The sequence below is a fragment of the Butyrivibrio sp. NATIVEDY162 genome, assembly GCF_045999815.1.
Classification (GTDB): domain Bacteria; phylum Bacillota; class Clostridia; order Lachnospirales; family Lachnospiraceae; genus Butyrivibrio.
On record NZ_CP172573.1, the window covers coordinates 531,371 to 550,771 of the forward strand.

21 protein-coding genes are annotated in these 19,401 nt (G+C 37.8%); all 21 read right to left on the bottom strand.

Annotated elements, in window-relative coordinates; genetic code table 11:
* Positions 1-4: 4 nt before the first annotated feature.
* A complete protein-coding gene (yhbY, locus tag ACHCNF_RS02165) occupies positions 5-301 on the bottom strand; it encodes a ribosome assembly RNA-binding protein YhbY (protein ID WP_408072176.1) in 297 nt (98 codons plus the stop codon).
* On the bottom strand, positions 285-1,682 hold the full coding sequence (gene obgE / locus ACHCNF_RS02170) for a GTPase ObgE (protein WP_408071160.1): 1,398 nt from the start codon (positions 1,680-1,682) through the stop codon (positions 285-287). Before obgE ends, yhbY begins: the two co-directional genes overlap by 17 nt.
* Positions 1,683-1,783: 101 nt before the next feature.
* Positions 1,784-2,068, bottom strand: a complete 285-nt coding sequence (gene rpmA, locus ACHCNF_RS02175) for a 50S ribosomal protein L27 (RefSeq protein WP_026490668.1) — start codon at positions 2,066-2,068, stop codon at positions 1,784-1,786.
* 3 nt (positions 2,069-2,071) lie between these two features.
* A complete protein-coding gene (locus ACHCNF_RS02180) occupies positions 2,072-2,401 on the bottom strand; it encodes a ribosomal-processing cysteine protease Prp (protein ID WP_408071161.1) in 330 nt (109 codons plus the stop codon).
* Positions 2,402-2,425: 24 nt separating this feature from the next.
* Positions 2,426-2,734, bottom strand: a complete 309-nt coding sequence (gene rplU, locus ACHCNF_RS02185; RefSeq protein ID WP_026509285.1) for a 50S ribosomal protein L21 — start codon at positions 2,732-2,734, stop codon at positions 2,426-2,428.
* Positions 2,735-2,826: 92 nt separating this feature from the next.
* On the bottom strand, positions 2,827-3,864 hold the full coding sequence (locus ACHCNF_RS02190) for a ribonuclease E/G (protein ID WP_408071162.1): 1,038 nt from the start codon (positions 3,862-3,864) through the stop codon (positions 2,827-2,829).
* Positions 3,857-4,612: a TIGR03936 family radical SAM-associated protein gene (locus tag ACHCNF_RS02195; RefSeq protein WP_408071163.1), complete on the bottom strand. Its 756-nt coding sequence runs from the start codon at positions 4,610-4,612 to the stop codon at positions 3,857-3,859. The genes ACHCNF_RS02190 and ACHCNF_RS02195 overlap by 8 nt, the downstream gene beginning before the upstream one ends.
* 64 nt (positions 4,613-4,676) lie before the next feature.
* Positions 4,677-6,557, bottom strand: coding sequence for a TIGR03960 family B12-binding radical SAM protein (locus ACHCNF_RS02200; RefSeq protein WP_408071164.1), 1,881 nt, complete (start codon positions 6,555-6,557; stop codon positions 4,677-4,679).
* Positions 6,558-6,596: 39 nt separating this feature from the next.
* On the bottom strand, positions 6,597-7,874 hold the full coding sequence (hisIE, locus tag ACHCNF_RS02205) for a bifunctional phosphoribosyl-AMP cyclohydrolase/phosphoribosyl-ATP diphosphatase HisIE (RefSeq protein WP_408071165.1): 1,278 nt from the start codon (positions 7,872-7,874) through the stop codon (positions 6,597-6,599).
* Between the two features lie 58 nt (positions 7,875-7,932).
* Positions 7,933-8,520, bottom strand: coding sequence for an imidazoleglycerol-phosphate dehydratase HisB (gene hisB / locus ACHCNF_RS02210; RefSeq protein ID WP_408071166.1), 588 nt, complete (start codon positions 8,518-8,520; stop codon positions 7,933-7,935).
* Between the two features lies 1 nt (position 8,521).
* Positions 8,522-9,817, bottom strand: coding sequence for a histidinol dehydrogenase (hisD, locus tag ACHCNF_RS02215; RefSeq protein WP_408071167.1), 1,296 nt, complete (start codon positions 9,815-9,817; stop codon positions 8,522-8,524).
* Positions 9,817-10,464, bottom strand: a complete 648-nt coding sequence (gene hisG / locus ACHCNF_RS02220) for an ATP phosphoribosyltransferase (RefSeq protein ID WP_408071168.1) — start codon at positions 10,462-10,464, stop codon at positions 9,817-9,819. The genes hisD and hisG overlap by 1 nt, the downstream gene beginning before the upstream one ends.
* Positions 10,457-11,578 (bottom strand): ATP phosphoribosyltransferase regulatory subunit, encoded by a 1,122-nt coding sequence (gene hisZ / locus ACHCNF_RS02225; protein ID WP_408071169.1) that lies wholly within the window; start codon positions 11,576-11,578, stop codon positions 10,457-10,459. The genes hisG and hisZ overlap by 8 nt, the downstream gene beginning before the upstream one ends.
* A gap of 88 nt (positions 11,579-11,666) precedes the next feature.
* Entirely contained in the window at positions 11,667-12,200 is a 534-nt protein-coding gene (locus ACHCNF_RS02230) for a Holliday junction resolvase RecU (protein WP_408071171.1), read from the bottom strand.
* A gap of 46 nt (positions 12,201-12,246) precedes the next feature.
* A complete protein-coding gene (locus ACHCNF_RS02235) occupies positions 12,247-13,302 on the bottom strand; it encodes an RluA family pseudouridine synthase (protein WP_408071172.1) in 1,056 nt (351 codons plus the stop codon).
* Between the two features lie 17 nt (positions 13,303-13,319).
* The gene (locus ACHCNF_RS02240; RefSeq protein ID WP_408071173.1) at positions 13,320-13,922 is read right to left on the bottom strand and encodes a hypothetical protein; all 603 of its coding nucleotides are present in this window, start codon (positions 13,920-13,922) and stop codon (positions 13,320-13,322) included.
* 9 nt (positions 13,923-13,931) lie between these two features.
* Positions 13,932-14,627 carry a pseudouridine synthase gene (locus ACHCNF_RS02245; protein ID WP_408071174.1) on the bottom strand — a complete coding sequence of 232 codons (696 nt, stop codon included), beginning with the start codon at positions 14,625-14,627 and terminating at the stop codon, positions 13,932-13,934.
* Between the two features lie 140 nt (positions 14,628-14,767).
* Positions 14,768-15,421, bottom strand: a complete 654-nt coding sequence (locus tag ACHCNF_RS02250; RefSeq protein WP_408071175.1) for an ATPase — start codon at positions 15,419-15,421, stop codon at positions 14,768-14,770.
* Positions 15,422-15,425: 4 nt separating this feature from the next.
* A complete protein-coding gene (gene coaD, locus ACHCNF_RS02255; protein ID WP_408071176.1) occupies positions 15,426-15,932 on the bottom strand; it encodes a pantetheine-phosphate adenylyltransferase in 507 nt (168 codons plus the stop codon).
* 12 nt (positions 15,933-15,944) lie between these two features.
* Complete coding sequence (locus ACHCNF_RS02260) at positions 15,945-18,728, bottom strand: Ig-like domain-containing protein (RefSeq protein ID WP_408071177.1); 2,784 nt, start codon at positions 18,726-18,728, stop codon at positions 15,945-15,947.
* A 60-nt stretch (positions 18,729-18,788) separates the two neighbouring features.
* The gene (gene rsmD, locus ACHCNF_RS02265; protein WP_408071178.1) at positions 18,789-19,343 is read right to left on the bottom strand and encodes a 16S rRNA (guanine(966)-N(2))-methyltransferase RsmD; all 555 of its coding nucleotides are present in this window, start codon (positions 19,341-19,343) and stop codon (positions 18,789-18,791) included.
* Between the last annotated feature and the right edge of the window lie 58 nt (positions 19,344-19,401).

The window sequence follows — 19,401 nt, forward strand, 5'->3', positions numbered from 1 at the left end:
AAAATTATTTAGGAAGCTTTATCTCAGGATCTTCATGAAAAGGTTTGTAAAGAACAAATTTTCTTCCAATAACCTGTACAAGAGTAGATCTTGTTCTCTCAGCAACAGTATTTGCTACTTCCTTAACATCATCCGTACAGTTCTTTAAAACAGAACCCTTTATCAGTTCTTTATTATTAAAACATTCAAGAACACTCTCTGTTACTTCCGGAGTAACGGATGCCTTACCAATCTGAAATACGGGCTCTAAGTTCATAGCAAGGCCTTTAAGATAAGATCTCTGTTTACTCGTTAAATTCATCATTTTCCTCCGAATCAAAATCTATATCATCATCATGCTCAGAATCGTCAATGTCTGCTTCAGACCCCGGTTCTGTATCTGCATTTCTGTAATAATCAAATCTATTACCGTACATACGTACAGTATCTCCCTCCTGAATGCCGAGAGCTTCAAGCTGATCAAGAATACCATTATCGACAAGGAAATTCTGAAAAAACGCAAAGCCTTTTTCAGAATCAAGATTTGTATAACCAAGCATTTTTTCGATCTTAGGTCCTTCGATAACATATTCCTTCTCTTCCGGATCGTATTCAACCGTAAATGCTTCGTTTTCTGTCTTAAGCTCTACTTCAGGGTCGTATTCGCTTTCAAATACAACAGTCTCTTCACCAAGATTATCAAGTTCCCTGCTAATATAGTATAACAGTTCATTAATTCCTTTGCCAGTCAAGGTTGATGTAGCAAACACCTTAACACCCTGTGGCTCAAATTTATCTCGAAGCTTTTGAATAATCTCAGAATTTTCTCCATCAGGAAGCATATCTATCTTATTAGCTGCAATTACTTGCGGTTTCTTGGTGATATCTGCATTATATTTAGAAAGCTCATTATTGATTGCTTCTATATCTTCAAAAGGATCTCGACCCTCTGTTCCTGCAGCATCAACTACATGAATCATGATTCTTGTTCTCTCAATATGTCTTAAAAATTCATGTCCAAGACCTGCCCCGTCAGCAGCTCCTTCAATAAGCCCGGGAATATCAGCAACAACAAAACCTCTTGCATCATTCAGGCTTACAACTCCAAGTATAGGTGTAAGGGTTGTAAAATGATAATTAGCAACCTTGGGTTTGGCGTTACTAACTTTAGTCAAAAATGTAGATTTACCTACATTAGGGAAACCAACAAGTCCCACATCTGCAATCATCTTAAGCTCAAGTAATATCTCAAGTTCCTTGGCGGGTTGTCCGGGCTGGGCATATCTTGGAGCCTGCATGGTACTTGTTGCATAATGCATATTACCATTTCCTCCTCTGCCACCCTTCAAAAGAATAAATTCATTTGTATCACCTGACATGTCAACGATGACCTTGCCGCTGGAAGCTTCCTTTATTACTGTTCCCTGAGGAACTTTAATTATAATGTCAGATCCGTTTTTTCCATGACAGCGTCTTTTTCCACCGTCTTCGCCATTTTCAGCTTTGTATTTTCCGCCATAATGAAAATCAGACAAAGTATTAATGCCGAGATCAACTTTAATAATTACGTCTCCGCCTTTTCCTCCGTCACCGCCATCGGGTCCGCCATTAGCAACAAATTTCTCACGTCTGAAAGAAACGTGTCCATCGCCACCTTTTCCGCTCTTAACAAATATTCTTGCTCTATCTACAAATGCGGGCATTTTACTCTCCTCTATAAACGCCAGTTATTTCCGAAACAAATAAAGTTTAAAAAAGGCTCCAAACAATAACATGTTTGGAGCCCAATGCATAACGATACTGATTACTTCTCTACAGCATAAACGCTAGCCTGCTTCTTGTCGCGGCCTTTGCGTTCGAAACGAAGCACACCATCAACGAGTGCAAAAAGTGTATCATCTTTACCGATACCAACATTTACACCGGGATGAATATGAGTGCCACGCTGTCTGTATAAAATATTTCCAGCCTTTACGAATTGTCCGTCAGCTCTCTTTGCTCCAAGACGCTTAGACTCGGAATCACGACCATTCTTTGTGGATCCGACTCCCTTCTTATGAGCAAAAAATTGAAGGTCCATATTCAACATGACTTATACCTCCTCGAATTTAATGTTCAAAAACTCATTTCCATATTGTTTGTAGACTCCGGTAATGCCCAACTCAAATGATCTCATCAAAAGATCTGCATCCTTTGAAAAGCCACCTTCGCTTTTGACTTCAATATATCCCCGTTCGGGATCAGCATCACAGGTGAAATTATCATCAGTAAACTTTTCCAAAGAATTGACAGTATTTATGCTCAAAATAGAAATAGCAGCACAAACTATGTCCTTACCATATTCTCCGGAACCGGCATGCCCTTCAAGCTTAAAGCCCAGGTATTCGCCATCTTTGTTTTTTCTAATAATGATATTTGTCATATCTGCAAACACTCATCTACAAGATTACAGTGAAATCTTATCAATCTTCACGCTTGTGAAGCACTGTCTGTGACCGTTCTTCTTGTGATAACCGGTCTTACTCTTGTACTTATAAACGATAACCTTCTTGCCCTTGCCCTGTTCCATAACAGTTGCACTAACCTTAGCGCCTGCTACATCACCAGCAACCTTAAGAGTCTTGTCATCATTTACTGCAATAACATTATCAAATGTAACTTCTTTTCCGGCTTCTACGTCAAGCTTCTCAACACGAATAACGTCGCCCTCGGAAACCTTGTACTGCTTACCACCAGTAACTATAATTGCGTACATAAGGCACCTCCTTCTTCCAAATCTCGCTAACTATGGTGGGAAAAATTAATCCACTTATACCTCGTTAAGCGGCATACTACTGAATAATAACATCACATTTTTCTGATGTCAATAGTTTCTCTTAGAGATTTCTTACTTTTATCTCTTGTGAATTCAATGATTCCAAGCTTAGTCATATCAATAAGTGACAAATGCATTGGATCATTTCGAATCAGATTCTTTATATATGAGATAAGCTTCTCATTTGAATCGGCTTTTTTTAGTGATACAAAGTCTATCAGAATCATTCCCGATAAGTTTCTAAGACGTATCTGTCTGTAAGCTTCTCTTGCAGCCTCCATATTTAACTGTAAAAAGAAATCTTCACTTTTTTTCAAAGCCTTACCGGAATTTACATCTATAAGGTTAAGTGTCTCTGTTTGTTCTATTACGAGAAAAGCACCTGAATCAAGCCATACCTTCTTTTTAAATAAATCCTCGGTTTTACTTATCAGACTGTAGCACACTGATAAAGGAAGACGCTTTTCTTCTTCATCGTAATACTCGATGCTTACTTCTTCAAAAAAACATTTATTTTCAATTAACTCATTATAAACGGAAGTCACATCTGTTATTATTTTTAAATGCTTATCATCAGTAATTATTTTCAAATTATCACAGATATTTTTTATATAAAGCGCTGTACTTACTGATTCATTACTTATTCTCTGATATTCAGTTCGAGTTCTTGCTACGGAAATAAGCTGCTCCATATCTCCGTTAAAATCGCTTTTTTCAATATCTATCCTGCCGGTAAGTCTGGCCTGTTTTGTCTTCATTTCTTCGACGCTTACCTGAACAAGTACGATGTCGCCTGCCTTCAATTCATCAGGACTTCCTACAACTCTGTTTAATATCAGTTTGGGATCAAGTGCTCTAAGAGGCAAAAAACCTATTCCGTGTTTTCCTCCATCCTTCTGAAATCTAACAAATGCAGCATTCAGATTAGTAAGAAGATTCTCAACTCTACCCACATATATGTTCCCGGTCCTGTCATCCTGATCGAGGACATCCAGCATCTGAACTTTATTATCTTTAAACCCAATCAGTGTAAGATGCTCATGCCAGTTGGTTATAATGACTTCACACATATATTTTCCCTTGTGATAAATCAGAATCGTTTGCAAAAGACAACCCTGACATACTTTCAGGAATCATTGGCTGAACAAAGAACCCTTTTTCATCGGTTCCTGAGAGGTAGGTATCAAGTCTATGGTAGACTGCAGCAAATTCCTTCATCTCCTCATTGGCAAAACTAAAGAGAGAATCAATCAAAAGTGCAGCCTTGAGGTTTGAGCTGCTTCCGGCAGACAGCAATACGTGTATTTTATTATCAGGTAAAATCTCCCACTTATAAATAAGCGGCTTAATATCTATTGTCTTCTCACCGTTTTTAGTCTTTTTAACTGCAAGTATCTCCTTTTGGCTCATAAACTCACCAAAGGTTTTTTCAATATCAAAAGAAGGTGCTTTGCCATCTCTGAATGAAATAAGATATTCTGCAGCTGCAACGCTGGTCATCGCATTTTCACATTTATCGGGAAGCTCACAAATAGCAGTTATTACAATGCCCTCGTTCATAGCGCCGTTTAACGCATCCATTACAGAAGAAGCACTGTCCATGCTCATAACGGTCATGTCCATATAGTCACCATCTGTTGTAGAACCCACACTTAAGGGTTGTGCAAATGACAGAATCTGATGAGGACTGTATCCTTCACTGTATTTAATATCTATTTCAGCTCGTCTTATAGCCTTCTGAACATATCTCATCACATCGAGATGTCCGAGAAAGCGGATAGGACCATGTTTCGTGAATTTCAATCGTAACTTTTTCATCAATATCCTTATCCGGCACTCTGTGCCATCTTCTTTAAAGCAAAGAAGCCTTAATCATAAATTATTATATACCTGTCTTTGTCTGGAAGCAGATTCCTACACCGTAATTAGCGCCGCCACACCCCATACATGACTTTCTGCAGTTTGGTGAAACCTTGCCTTCTTTTGAATTTTCCCATTCGCGCCACAGGAATTCTTTGGAAACGCCACAATTAAGCATGTCCCAGGGAAGAATTTCATCCTTTGTTCTTTCTCTCTTTACATAGAATAATGGATCAAGACCTGCTTTTTCCATTTCTTCCATCCAAATATCATTTTTGAAATACTCGCTCCATGCATCAAAGATGCAGCCTCGCTTGTATACATTATAAATGACCTTTGAAAGTCTTCTGTCACCACGTGCCAATATGCCTTCAAGCATACTTGCATCAGCTTCATGCCAGTTGTATTTAATGTGCTTTTGATTAAGCTGTGACATTATTCCTTTTCTGGTAATGCTTGCTTTGTCCAGGAATTCTTCCTTTGTATTCATTGATGCCCACTGAAAAGGCGTAAACGGTTTTGGTACAAAAAATGAAGTACTTGCGGTTATTTCAATAGTTCTTCCGTTTCTCTTCTCTTTTGGCACTGTCTCGAAGTATTCAACTGCAATCTTATTTGCTATATCGCCAATGCCTTCAATATCCTCTTTTGTCTCACCGGGAAGCCCCAGCATAAAGTACAGTTTTACTTTATTCCAACCGCCCTCAAATGCCTCATGAGCGCCCTTAAGGATATCTTCTTCAGTAAGTCCTTTATTTATAACGTTTCTCATCCTCTGAGTACCTGCCTCAGGAGCAAATGTCAGTGAAGACTTCTTAACATCCTGAACCTTACTCATTACATCAAGAGAAAACGCGTCAATTCTAAGAGAAGGAAGAGAAATATTAACCTTATGTTGATTGCAGTAATCTATAAGGAAATCCAGGAGCTCATTTAGGCCTGTATAATCACTGGTACTAAGCGAGCTTAGAGAAATCTCTTCATAACCTGTATTCTTAATAAGAGTCATTGCATACTCTTTTAGCTTATTAACATCCCTCTCTCTTAAGGGTCTGTAGAGCTGACCGGCCTGGCAGAATCTGCAGCCTCTGATACAGCCTCGCATAACCTCGAGGACAACTCTGTCCTGAGTTACTTTAATAAAAGGCATAACAGGTTTCATTGGATAATAGCTCTCTGTAATATCGAGGCATATTTCCTTTTCTACAACTTTTGGAACATCATCCTCTAGTGTATTAATGGCCTTAATAGTGCCATCCTCGTGATAGTCTATGCTGTAAAGTGAAGGAACATAAATCCCATGGATCTTAGAGCACTCATATAAGAACTCTTCCCTGGTTATTCCTTTTTCCTTAGCTTCTTCATATAGATCAAAAAGCTCACGATATCGTGTTTCACCTTCGCCAATATAGAAAAGATCAAAGAAGTCGGCTATAGGCTCAGGATTATAAGAACATGGCCCGCCACCTATTACAATAGGATCATCCCAGGTTCTGTCCTTTGTATAAAGTGGAATGCCTGACAGATCAAGAACCTGTAGGATGTTTGTATAGCACATTTCATATTGCAGAGTGAATCCGAGAAAATCGAAATTTTTCACAGGATCCTGTGATTCCAAAGCAAAAAGCGGAATATTCTTCTCCCTCATGACACTGTCCATATCAGCCCATGGAGAAAATACCCGCTCACACCATACATCATCATATTCATTAAAAAGACCATAAAGAATCTGTATTCCCAGATGCGACATACCTATCTCATAAACATCAGGAAAACAAAAAGCAAATCTTATTTTTATGTCAGACAAATCCTTCATAGCACTGTTAACTTCGCCGCCAATATATCTCTCCGGCTTCCCAATGCTAAGAAGGATCTCATCTGATAAAGCTAATTTTTCGTTCAAATTACACCTCAAAAAATTATAAATTGAAAAAGGCGTTCATTAACGTCTGGCAAGTTCATCCGTAATCTCTTCCCAGCCAATTCCTTTTTCTGACATAAGTACCATCATATGATACAAGAAATCTGCCATTTCGTAAATGAGTTCATTTGAATTTTCATTTTTTGCCGCAATAACCATCTCTGTACTTTCTTCGCCAACCTTCTTAAGGATCTTATCAAGTCCCTTGTCAAAAAGATAATTGGTGTAAGATCCCTCTCGAGGATTTACTTTGCGGTCGTTTATAACTGAAAATACGCTATCAAGCACCTTCTGAGGATTTTTTTCAGTATATTTTTTTGAAGCTATTTCATTAAAAAAGCATGAATAGCTACCGGTATGGCATGCAGCACCCACCTGTTTAACCTTTGCAAGAATAGTATCCATGTCGCAGTCAGCCGTAAGCTTTTTCACATACTGGAAATGTCCGCTAGTTTCTCCCTTAAGCCAAAGCTCATTTCTGCTTCTGCTAAAATATGTCATTCTTCCTGTCTCAATGGTCTTGTAATAAGATTCTTCATTAAAATATGCAACCATTAAAACTGCATCAGTTCTGTAATCCTGAACAACAACAGGAACCATGTCGTCTGAATTTTTCTTAAAATCTTCCCATTTAAATTCCGGTATCATCCTGTTAACTGCCAGGTCATTTTCAGCACAAATATTTTTCATATTCCTGATATCTGCTGAATTTCTGTTAATAGCAGAACCTGATAAACCGCTTACCGTAGGATTTGACATAAGATCGATCATTTTATCAAGTGATAAATGAGGGATACATAAAATTGTGGGCATATCAATGTCAAAAGTTTTCTTTATTTCAGAGCTTTTTAATAAAATCAGTTCTGAAGAATACTTTCTGATATTGTCTTCATATTCAGAAATTCTGTCAGTTTCAGTAAAGCATATGCAAATTTTATCCTTCCCAAACTTTTCTGAAACTTCCTGCAAAATATCAATATTTTCCTGTTTTGAAAAGTTGAGGCAGGCCTTTTTACATCCGGCATATAAAAGCTTCTTTATGTCCTCCATACGCTTAACATTGCCTGCGCCATACACATCGCAGGATACCTTGCTGCATATATCCTTGATAATATCAAGCGATTCCTCATGTTCCCTGTCACCATCAGACATATCGAAAATAATCAAAGCATCGCAGTCATCATTATCATATTTTTCCGCAAGTAAAACCGGTGACATATCCAGAGCGTCTGCATTTTCAAGAGATGACACAGCCTTCCCGTGAAGTAAGTAAATGCATGGCACAAATTTTTTCAGCATAAATTCGATTCTCCTCTATTCAAAATACATATATTTTCAGGCAAGTCTCAGGTACAGGTTAAAGCGCCCCCTTAGTACTAAGAACATCCTTTATTCGTTCATCAAATGAAGTCGCTTCATCCAATGCTTTTGAAAACGCTTTAAACATCGCTTCAATCTTATGATGATCATTAAGACCTGTAATAACTCTAAGATGCAAATTCATCATGGCTCCGTATGATACAGAATAGAAAAATTCTCTGACAAGCTGTGTATCAAATGCTCCAACCATTGGGCTTGAAAATTCAGCATCCATATCAAAATAAGGTCGGCCGCAGAGATCAATTGCGCAAAGTACCAGAGCATCGTCCATGGGAAGAAGAAAGTTACCGTATCTTTTAATACCCTTCTTGTCACCAAGTGCTTGTGAAATAGCATTACCTATAACAATACCGGTGTCCTCAACAGTGTGATGTCCGTCAACGTAAGTATCTCCCGTTACATTTACCGTAAGATCAAAAAAGCCATGTCTTGCGAAAGCAGAAAGCATATGATCAAAAAAACCTATGCCTGTATTTATCTGCGACATACCACTGCCATCAAGATCAATTTCAACGGTAATGTCAGTTTCTCCGGTTTTTCTGGTAACTGTAGCTTTTCTCGACATATCAGTCCTCCTCAAAACGAACAGCAATTGAATTTGCGTGCGCTGTTAAGCCTTCATTTTTTGCAAATAATTCAATATCCTTATGAACTCCTCTGAGCCCTTCTTCAGAATATGCAATAATACTTGTCTTCTTAACAAAATCATCAACAGATAAAGGTGAAAAGAATCTTGCAGTCTGATTTGTGGGAAGGATGTGGTTTGGTCCTGCAAAATAATCACCAAGCGGCTCTGATGAATATGCTCCTAGGAAAATTGCACCGGCGTGCTTGATCTTGGGCATCACCTCAAAGGGATTAGCTGTGATTATTTCAAGGTGCTCTGAAGCAATGGCATTTGCTGCCTCTATGGCATCATCCATATTTTCAGCCACAAATGTATAACCATAGTTGTCAAGCGATTTATTTATAATCTCAGCCCTTTCAAGCTTAGCTGTAAATTTTTCAATTTCTTTGGATACATCCTCTGCAACTTTTCTGCTTGTGGTGATTAAAATAGCACTTGCCATTTCGTCATGTTCAGCCTGAGACAAAAGATCCGCTGCTACATATCTTGGATTAGCCTTTTCATCAGCTATAACAAGTATCTCAGAGGGACCAGCTATGGAATCAATAGATACATAGCCGAAGCATGCTTTTTTTGCCAGCGCAACAAATATATTGCCTGGGCCTGTTATCTTATCAACTTTTGGTATAGATTCAGTTCCAAATGCCATGGCAGCTATAGCTTGCGCACCACCAACCTTATATACATCTGTAACACCTGCAATATCAGCTGCCACGAGTGTACCGGGATTTACCTTTCCATCTTTTGACGGCGGAGTACACATGACGATTTTTTCAACTCCGGCAACCTTTGCAGGTACAACATTCATCAGAACACTTGAAGGATAAGCCGCCTTTCCGCCCGGAACATAAACACCGGAAATCTCGATAGGTATTATCCTCTGACCTAAAATAGAACCATCTTCCTTTGTATCAATCCAGGTAGTTCTCTTTTGTTTCTCGTGAAAAACGCGTATATTCTCTGCGCTCTTCTTCATAACCTCGATAAAGTTATCATCCAAAGCTTTATAAGCTTCATCAATTTCTTCTCTTGTTACTTTTATTGTATCCGGCGTCAGATCAAAATGATCAAATTTTGAAGTATATTCGAATAATGCTTCATTTTTTCTTTCTCTTACATTAGTAATTATATCATTAACAATTTTCTCATATTCGCCATAATTTGATGGGCTCCTCTTAAGAAGCTTATCAAGAAGTTCTTCCTTTGTTTTATCATTAAGCTCAACTATTCGCATCACAGATTCTCCTTCATGTCACTTATCAGCTTATGTATTCTTTCAGACTCCATCTGCATGCTGACCTGATTTACAATCACTCTTGCAGATAACGGACATATCTCTTCAAGTACAGTCAGACCGTTTTCTCTAAGTGTACTTCCTGTCTCTACAATATCAACTATAACGTCCGATAATTTTACGATAGGTCCAAGTTCAACAGAACCATTTAGCTTTATAATATCTACCGTTTGCTGTTTTCTGTTATAAAAATAATCCCTTGCTATTCTTGGATACTTGCTTGCTACCTTTATCATCTCGTGATGGTCAAGAAGCTCTCTGGCAGATTCCGGTCCACATACACACATTCTGCATTTTCCAAATCCAAGATCCAAAACCTCATAAACGCTGCGGTTTTCTTCCATTATCGTATCTTTTCCTACTATGCCGATATCGGCTGCTCCATATTCAACGTATGTAGGAACATCAGGTCCCTTAGCAAGAAAGAATTTCAGCTTCAGCTCTTCATTTGTAAATATAAGCTTCCTTGTCTTTTTATCTGTAACTTCTTCACAATGAATACCGCATTTTTCAAGCAGCTCCATTGTAGAATCAACGAGGCGTCCCTTACCAAGAGCAAAGGTCAGATATCTGTTTTCATTATTCATATTGGTTTGCTCCCTTCAGTATCACACGCTTACCTTCAGCTCTTAGCTCCTTTGCTTTATTAAGAGCATTTTCAAAAGTGTCATTTGTGTATTCGATCACTACCGGATCATTATGAACCGGAAGCTTGATATTCTGTCTGTATAATGCATTCATCAGATCATCAAGATTAATCTTAAATCCTATTGATGGTGCGCTTTTGCCAAAACGCTCCAGAAGGTTGTCATACCTTCCACCCTTGGCAATGGCATCTCCAACACCATAGGTATAAGCACCAAACATAACCCCTGTATAATAGTTGAATTTACTTAGCATACCTAAATCAAAGGATATATATTCTTCAATGCCATAGTTGCATAAAACCTTATACAATTCCTTTAGATGATTGATGGCAGCAGTTGATCTTTTGTTATCTACAAGCTTACCTGCTTCGTTTAGAACATTTATATTTCCGATACAGGTTGATACATTTTTTATAAGCTCTCTGTATTTTGATGAAACCTCTGCCTCTTCCATAATTCTGTCTGCTGCAAAGGTGTTTCTGTCAACAAGCTCTTCGCGTATCTCTTCCTCCGTGTCAAAATCGATGCCGGCCTCTTCGCAGATACCGTAATAATAATCAGCATCACCGATACTCACTTTGAAATCATTAAGTCCTGTAGCTGAAATAGCCTCAACCAAAAGTGCGATCATTTCAGCATCTGCATAAATAGAACCGTCATTCATAAGCTCGGCGCCAATCTCAGTTGACTCCTTAAGTTTCCCCTGGAGGCTATGTGTGTTAAGAAAAGTCTTGCCACTATAGCAAAGTCTGACAGGTTCATCATCTTCAAGGAAATACTTGCTTGCACATCTTGCAACAGATGGGGTGAAATCAGGACGAAGTACCATAGTCATTCCATCCTGGTCGAAAAATTTGTAAAGTTCACGTGCACTGTTATCTGAAATCTCCTCAGCAAAAACATCAAAGAATTCAAAGGTTGGCGTGTCTATTTCACCATATCCAAACAACTTCATCTGATTGCATACCATGTTTTTGACCCAGGTTCTGTCACTGCACTTATCTCCGTATAAATCTCGAACCCCTTCAGGTGTGTGTAAAAGCCTTCGATTCATAATTGTCTCCCAAATACTTTAGTATATTAACGTGCTACTTCGCTACTACATTAAATTTATTTCAGTTTATAGGAATACAATTTATTTGTCAATCTCTTTGCTCAAGATCCTTTTGTATTAAATTCAAATAAGGTATAAAAGCATCGGAATCATTGGATATAACAAAATCAGGATCAAGCTCTTCATACCTGAAGCTTTTCCTTCCGCCGGCTAAGGCTCTGTCCCAATATTTTTTTAAATGTCGAAATGGTAAATAATAGAATTCACCCCTGGAGGTGAAGTAGATCAGAAAAAAAGCTATGCCATCCTGCTTTTCAAAACGTTCCATGAATGAAACCTGATGAGGATGGATATTTTCAAGAGCAAAGGTATCCTTACTGCATTCCTTTGCATCAAAGCAGACAGGTATACCCTGAACAGCACCAATATAATCAATGGTACTTTTCTGGTCAAAATATGCCAGAGTAATATGTCTTGTCTCTTTATCAATTTTGATCGGAGTTATAGGAGTTGGAATCTTCTGAATGAGGGCAAGTTCCTCTTCCTGATATCTCTCGTTTGTTCGATTTATCAATTCCTCCAAGGCCTGTCCACGAAGCCCCCTCGAATTCCATGTGGCCATAAAAACTCCCCTAAAAATGTTCAAATTACAAACTAAAATGATTTTTTTAGAATAAACTATCTGATATCTTATTATATATAGCCGGAGTATCAGCTTCAAATATCTTTCCTGATAAATAGGACAATTCACCTTCCATCTGAGGAAACTCAAGCCTGGAAGAGTGTAAAAGCTGATATTTAAGTCCAAATACATCCTTAATATTTAAATTTACTCTGCTATCACCATACTTCGAGTCACCAATAATAGGGTGCCCTGTAGATGCAAGGTGTGCTCTAATCTGATGAGTCTTACCGGTATGAAGAAGCACCTCAAGCTCAGTAAAAACTGTCTTGTTTCGCTGGCTATTTAAAATTCCCTTCCTTAAGACTTTATAAGATGTTTTTATCTCGGAAAAATCGCCGGTATTGATATTCTCAGACTTAGGTATTTCATTATAAAGCTTTACGGTATTTGTTTTTTCATCTTTATATAAAAAACCGTATATACTTGCATCCGAATCCATCGTTCCAACTACTATTGTCTTATAGAACTTATGCAGCGAACGGTTCCTTAATATCTCAGACATCTTTTGAGCTCCGATTAATGACTTTGAGCATATAAGTAGTCCTGAAGTATTCCTGTCCAGTCTGTTACAGACAGATGGCCTAAATACCGATAGAGTCTCCGAAGTAATAGCTTTTTTATCAAGGAGATATCCAAGAAGCCACTCGTTCATACTAAGGTCATTTCTTTCAGCTTTTTGGGATAAAATTCCTGCAGGCTTATTTAGCAAAAGTATGTTATCATCCTCATAAACAATATCAATATTATGATACTTTTTGAATGCTTTTTCAAATTCAGATAATTCATTGTTATCATCTGATCTTCCGGTCTTAGCATGCTTATTTACAAATTTATCAAAAGTTTCATCAGAGAAGAAAACAGATATAACATCACCTGATTTAAGTTTTTCTTTACCATCAGCTTTTTTAGAATTTAGTGTAATATTCTTTTTTCGCAGCATCTTAAACAAAAAGCCCATGGAACACTCTGAAAAATAGCTTCCAAGAAACTTATCAAGTCGTTTTCCCTCTGCATTACTGTCTATTTTTATTTCTCTCATATCGTTACCAATATTATTTACAGTGATATTGACAAAAGCACATGAGCACAAGTCTCTACAGTGCCCGGAACCCATGCATCTTCAATAGCTACAGGATCGATATTTTTAACCTGACGAATCTGCTCCAACTGCTCAAGCCTTGTACAGAAAGCGTTTATATCCTTGAAAACTTTCACTGTATAGCTGCTATATCCGCTTTGAGCAATCTGATTTCTAATATGCTTTTCACAGTTTGCTATATCTAGTTCTTTATTCTCAGTAAAGCAGACCACATTTTTATCAAGAACAGCAGCTGCTGCTATACTATAGTTTTCTTCATAACTTGTCATCTCCAAATCATATCTGATAAGGAGGCCTTTTCTATGCTGCTCTATAAAATCAAATGCTTTTTTTGAACATGGGTGAGCCTTCAGATACATCACAAAATTAACTGCACTCAATCCTGTGGGCAAACATCCAAGTGCTGCAATAATACTAAATATACTTTTGTTGGAATGATAGATTATAAGCCCTGTGAAAAATATTATCAGGCATATCGCAACAGCAATTAATGTTCTAACAGCTGCAAATTTCCTGTTATATTCAATATATCCAAAATTACCTTTTGCTACTCTTTTCATACTCTCCTCTTATTTCAATAAATCCAGTTCTTCATCGGTAAGTTCCCTGTACTCTCCGGGTTCTAGCGACGGATCAAGACAAAGATTTCCCATTCTGATCCTTTTAAGAAAAACGACTTCGTTGTCAACTGCTTCAAGCATTCGCTTTACCTGATGAAAACGTCCTTCATGTATTATAAGATGAAGAATTTCATCTTTTACAAATGCCCTTGCAGGAAGTGTAGGCTCTTCGTCTCCTATATCGACACCTTCTTCAAGCCTTTTTATATCATTTTCAGATACAGGCTTTTTAGTATGAACCTCATACTCTTTTTCAACATGCTTCTTGGGCGATAAAAGTCTATGAGAAAGCTTGCCATCATTTGTAATAATAAGAAGACCCTCGGCATCCTTATCAAGTCTTCCAACAGGCGCAAGATTTTTATCAAATCCGGTATCAATAAGATCCAGAACTGTTGTGTCATGGTTATCCCTGGTTGCAGAAACCACACCTTGTGGTTTATAAAGAAGATAATATCTAAATTCCTTATAGTCATCAGTCAGACTCTCACCTGAAAACAATATGCTGTTTACGGCTGGATCTATGGATATTTCCGGCTTTTTTGCTATCTCACCATCAATTGAAACCATACCGTTTTTTATGAACTCTTTAATCTGTTTTCTTGTTCCAAGCCCACATGCCCCCAGAAATTTATCAAGTCTCATAAATACCTCATCAATTATTTAAAATATAAAACAGCTGCCGCATGATTATCTTTGCGGCAGCCATATAATCATTGTATGACTTCTTCAACGAAAAGATGAAAAAGCGTTCAAAAATCAATACTGAAATTGTAGGAACAGCATTAAAGCATATCAAGATTCAAATCAGCCTCATCATCAAAGGCATCTAATGAAGGACCGGCTTCTGAAACACTTTGAACAGGTCTTACTGATTCCTTAACATTTTCAGGATTAACACTTGGCGGAACAAGATCAGCACGATTTGACTTTATTGTTTCGCTGTAATTAGTAAGATCCTTTAATAAAGCATTGTTATTGGCACTTGTTGTATCAATTGCTTTATTTACAATATCCTCTACCTCAGCCAACAGACTGTCTGTATAGCTTACAGCAGCAGCCTTCATCTGATTAGCTTCATTTGTGGATCTTGTCAGAATCTCCTCTGCCTGCTTTGCGGCATGTGCAATAACTTCGTTAGCCTGAGCATAAGCCTGTTGCATAATAGTATGCTCATTTATCATTGACTGAGTCTGAGCCGTAGCCTTCTCAATCAAATCATTGGCCTTTTTACGAGCATCCTCCAAAATTGCTTCCTTATTACTGATAATAGTTTGATATCTGCGTATCTCTTCCGGTGTCTTGCTTCTAAGTTCACGCAGAAGTTCATCCATTTCTTCTTTATTAACAATAATATTAGTATGAGAAAGAGGCTGATGCTTGCAGTTTTCGATAAATGCCTCAATTTCATCAATGCATTGTTCTATTCTACTGCTCATAATTTTATTCCCCCTTTACGCTTTGTTGTTCATACCCATATTTCTCATAAACCTTCTGTGCAACATAGGGGGTTACACAGCGGCTTATATCCCCATGAAAGCTTGCAAACTCTCTGACTGTCGAACTGCTGAGATATGCATATTCAAGACTTGTTGTCAGGAAAACAGTATCAACTTCATTGTGTGAAAATGCTCTGTTAGTCTGTGATATCTGAAGTTCATACTCAAAATCCGTTATAGCACGAAGTCCTCTGAGCAGAATCTTAATATTGTTCTGTCTGCAGTAATCTATGATAAGACCTTCAAAACAATCAATCTCAACGTTGGGCAAATCAGCAGTAGCTTCTCTTATCATCTTAACACGTTCATCTGGCGAAAACAACGGACTCTTAGCCGTGTTTACGCTTACAACAACAACAAGTTTGTCAAACATCTCAGAACCTCTTTTAATGATATCAAGATGTCCCAAAGTGATAGGATCAAAGCTTCCAGGATATACTGCTATTTTCATTTTAAAAACCTCTTACTTAACCTTAACGGTACATGTAGCCTTGTGCTTTCCATCATCTGACACAACCGTAATCTTTGCTTTTCCTTTTTGGAGAGCTACAAGATTACCGCCTGCATCAACATAAACAACTGAAGGCTTACTGCTCTTCCAGGCAACTTCTTTATTTGTAGCCTTTCTGGGCTTAAAGCTTACACCAAGAGTAAATCTGTCACCAACATGAAGTTTAAGCTTCTTTTTTGTAAGCTTTACAGCTTTTACTCTCTTAGCCTTCTTTACTGTAACTTTAATTTTTACGGACGCGCCACCGTCTATAGCCTTACAGGTTATAGTGCATTTTCCGGGCTTATTACCTCGGATGATACCATTCTTATTAACAGTAGCAATTGATTTCTTACTTGATTTAAATTTTATACCCTTATTATTTGCCCAGTAAGGGAATACACTGGCGGATATCTGGGCCTTTGATCCTGCATATACAGTAATTTTAGGAGTAGCCACTTCAATATCCTGTACCCTACCATCTGTAACTACAACGCGACATCTCGCTTTTTTACCACCGTATTCGGAAGTTGCAAATATCTCACATTCGCCAAGTTTAAGTCCTGTTACGACACCATTTGCATTAACTGAGGCTACAGCAGGATCTGATGAGTTCCACTTTACTCTCTGTGATGTGTTAGCAGGTGCGCAAGATGCTCTGAGCTGCATTGTTGCACCTAAACCAAGATAAGCACTGTACTGGCTTAATGAAACTGATGTTGCCTTAACATAGTTTGGTACAGATGAATAATCAGTTGTGCTTATGGGATAAACGTTATAAAAATCAGCTGTAGCACATTCAGCATAACGGATGTGTTCAGTTGAATCAAAATTTGTCTTCGGATAATCAGCAGAAGCTCTTTTAAATGTTTTGCTTCCCCTCAAATAGTATGGTTTACCATAGCCATTAGTTAAAAATTCATGATCCCATGTACTATCTACATAATAGTATTTATTTCCAATCAAAACCATATTCCAGGCATGTCCACTATTTTTTTCAGAATCATAAGCTAGTCCGGAAACCATTCTGTTATCAACACCAAGTGAGAGCATGATTCTATAAAACAGCATGGAATAACCCTGACATACTGTGTATCTTATTTTTTTACCATTTCTGCTCTGAGGAACTATCGCAGAATGGCAGGAATGAGCGTAATAATTTCCTGCATCATCCATTTCCTTATAATAAGGTTCATAGTATACATTATTACAAATCCAATTATATACAGCATCGACTTTCGCTTTATCAGTTTTTAATGATGCCCACTTCTGACTTTGTATAAGCTTTGCAATCTCAGCACCTGCCTGAGCTTCCTGAGCTGCAGTATCAGTATATGTAAACTTAAACTGAAATGTACCGTAGGTAGCATTATTTACAAAGGATGTTGTTGTCTGATATGCATGAATTACATAGGACCATCTTGCATAGTCACCTTCATTCGGCACACCTGTATGCTCATTCATTATGGGCATAATTTCGCTATATAGATTGTACTGATTGTAAATGCCCGGCATCTTGAAGTTAATAGTAACGTAATTCTGCCTTGCCTTTATAGCATTTCTTGCAATTTCGGCCATTTCCTGAACAGATGTACATTTACCGCCCTGGCTGAAAAGTGTCTTTACATTTACAGTTGAATCAAGGCCTGAAGCTTCCTCATCAAGCTGTTCCTTGCTAACAGATAAAAATTGCTCATATACAGGGTTTTCTAATGCCTCAGGTTCTGAAGTAGTAAAATTAACTACTGCTGATACGTCATAAACTGAAAAGCTTTCTGCGTCATAGCTTACAACTGTTTCATCATTTTTATCATATACATCAGTTGCATCTTCATTTACATTAGCTTCAACTTCTGTTGTTGTTTGATCATCCTCGATATGAAATACCTGAAGAGAAACATCCTCATTCTCACTACTTATATCAGCAAGCTTATCATCAAGAGTGATTTCTACAGAAACTTTTCCTTCAGGCTCAAATTCCTCGCCATCTTTTAATAGTGTTATGTCAAAGGATGCAGATTTATAAACAGCTGATTCCTCGGGAAGTACTTCATTTACAAGATCGTCTGTCTTTTTGCCGTCAACCTTATTAACCTTTTTAACAGACACTTCCGTACCTGCAGGAACAACGCCTGCTTCTGCATGAAGCTTTATCCTGTATCCGTCAACAGTTGTCTCGTAATCAAAAACGTCGGATTCTTCACTGATGGCATCACCATCTGTTACAGCATTTCCATCAGACACTGCATCTGCTACATCTTCTTCAGGTAAAGCGGTCTCAGAGTCCTCAGCATTATCACCGGACTCATCATTTCCCTCTGTGTCATTAGTTTGTTCAGCTTCAGAATCCTCGTCATCAGTCATTCCTTCTGATAAGTTTTCTGATGCACTATTTTCAGTTGAAGAACTATTGTCTGTGTCATTTTCGGATGAATCTTCCTTCTGAATATTATCAGAAGCATCATCCTCAGCATTTACTGTATTATTTTCAGTTTGCTCCTGTTCTGAAGAACCTGTAGCGCTTTCTGATGATTCTTCAGCACTGTTTTCATTGCTATTCTCAACAGTTTCATTTTCTTTTTCAGATTGTTCTTCAGTACTATCTTTTGATTCGGATTCTCCTTCCTCTGAATTATCAGAAACAACTGATGAATATTCTGTCTCTGATGTTGCCATCGCCTGCAACGGAGCTGCACTTTCAGTAAACAATGCTGCACTTAAAGCAATAGCCAGTTTACCCCAAATTTCCTTTCTCAATATCCTCTTTTCCTTTCTATGTTTTTCCCTCATTTAAGAAAAACGAATAACTTATGACATTTAGTCACAAGATTTTCTCATAAATACATGCTGATTTGTTTTGTATCTTTTTTCCTTTATAATTTCGAAACCATTTTCCTCGAAAACAGATAAATCCATATCCAGACTGCATTCAGCAATAAGCAGGGTTTCCTCTGTTACATAAGGCATCTTACTAAGAAGCGCAAAGGTTCTCTCATAAAGTCCGGATTCATATGGCGGATCTGCAAATATCAGATGCACCTCTTCCTCTCTTACATTTTTAAGCCCTACCAAAACATCCTGCTTTAATACAACAGCCTTATCTTCAAATCTTGTAGTCTGAAGATTCTGATTTATGCATTTTACGGCTTTGATATTATTCTCAATAAAATATGCTTTTTTTGCGCCCCTGGATAAAGCCTCTATGCCTATGCCTCCGCTTCCTGCGAAAACATCAACAAAAACTGCTCCCGGAACATCATTTTGAAGCATATTAAAAAGAGTTTCTTTAATTCTGTCCTGAGTAGGTCTTGTTTCATTACCTTCAGGTGTAACAAGCCTAAGTCTTCTTGCTTCTCCGGCAATAACTCTCATCTGTCTCTCCAAATCTAATAAATATCAAATAAATTCATTGTTACAAACACGAAGAATA

Excerpts from the sequence above, each read along its gene's own strand:
- yhbY (WP_408072176.1), bottom strand. The coding sequence starts at position 301 with ATGAATTTAACGAGTAAACAGAGATCTTATCTTAAAGGCCTTGCTATG.
- obgE (WP_408071160.1), bottom strand. The coding sequence starts at position 1,682 with ATGCCCGCATTTGTAGATAGAGCAAGAATATTTGTTAAGAGCGGAAAA.
- rpmA (WP_026490668.1), bottom strand. The coding sequence starts at position 2,068 with ATGTTGAATATGGACCTTCAATTTTTTGCTCATAAGAAGGGAGTCGGA.
- ACHCNF_RS02180 (WP_408071161.1), bottom strand. The coding sequence starts at position 2,401 with ATGACAAATATCATTATTAGAAAAAACAAAGATGGCGAATACCTGGGC.
- rplU (WP_026509285.1), bottom strand. The coding sequence starts at position 2,734 with ATGTACGCAATTATAGTTACTGGTGGTAAGCAGTACAAGGTTTCCGAG.
- ACHCNF_RS02190 (WP_408071162.1), bottom strand. The coding sequence starts at position 3,864 with ATGTGTGAAGTCATTATAACCAACTGGCATGAGCATCTTACACTGATT.
- ACHCNF_RS02195 (WP_408071163.1), bottom strand. The coding sequence starts at position 4,612 with ATGAAAAAGTTACGATTGAAATTCACGAAACATGGTCCTATCCGCTTT.
- hisIE (WP_408071165.1), bottom strand. The coding sequence starts at position 7,874 with ATGCTGAAAAAATTTGTGCCATGCATTTACTTACTTCACGGGAAGGCT.
- hisB (WP_408071166.1), bottom strand. The coding sequence starts at position 8,520 with ATGTCGAGAAAAGCTACAGTTACCAGAAAAACCGGAGAAACTGACATT.
- hisD (WP_408071167.1), bottom strand. The coding sequence starts at position 9,817 with ATGCGAATAGTTGAGCTTAATGATAAAACAAAGGAAGAACTTCTTGAT.
- hisG (WP_408071168.1), bottom strand. The coding sequence starts at position 10,464 with ATGAATAATGAAAACAGATATCTGACCTTTGCTCTTGGTAAGGGACGC.
- hisZ (WP_408071169.1), bottom strand. The coding sequence starts at position 11,578 with ATGAATCGAAGGCTTTTACACACACCTGAAGGGGTTCGAGATTTATAC.
- ACHCNF_RS02230 (WP_408071171.1), bottom strand. The coding sequence starts at position 12,200 with ATGGCCACATGGAATTCGAGGGGGCTTCGTGGACAGGCCTTGGAGGAA.
- ACHCNF_RS02235 (WP_408071172.1), bottom strand. The coding sequence starts at position 13,302 with ATGAGAGAAATAAAAATAGACAGTAATGCAGAGGGAAAACGACTTGAT.
- ACHCNF_RS02240 (WP_408071173.1), bottom strand. The coding sequence starts at position 13,922 with ATGAAAAGAGTAGCAAAAGGTAATTTTGGATATATTGAATATAACAGG.
- ACHCNF_RS02245 (WP_408071174.1), bottom strand. The coding sequence starts at position 14,627 with ATGAGACTTGATAAATTTCTGGGGGCATGTGGGCTTGGAACAAGAAAA.
- ACHCNF_RS02250 (WP_408071175.1), bottom strand. The coding sequence starts at position 15,421 with ATGAGCAGTAGAATAGAACAATGCATTGATGAAATTGAGGCATTTATC.
- coaD (WP_408071176.1), bottom strand. The coding sequence starts at position 15,932 with ATGAAAATAGCAGTATATCCTGGAAGCTTTGATCCTATCACTTTGGGA.
- rsmD (WP_408071178.1), bottom strand. The coding sequence starts at position 19,343 with ATGAGAGTTATTGCCGGAGAAGCAAGAAGACTTAGGCTTGTTACACCT.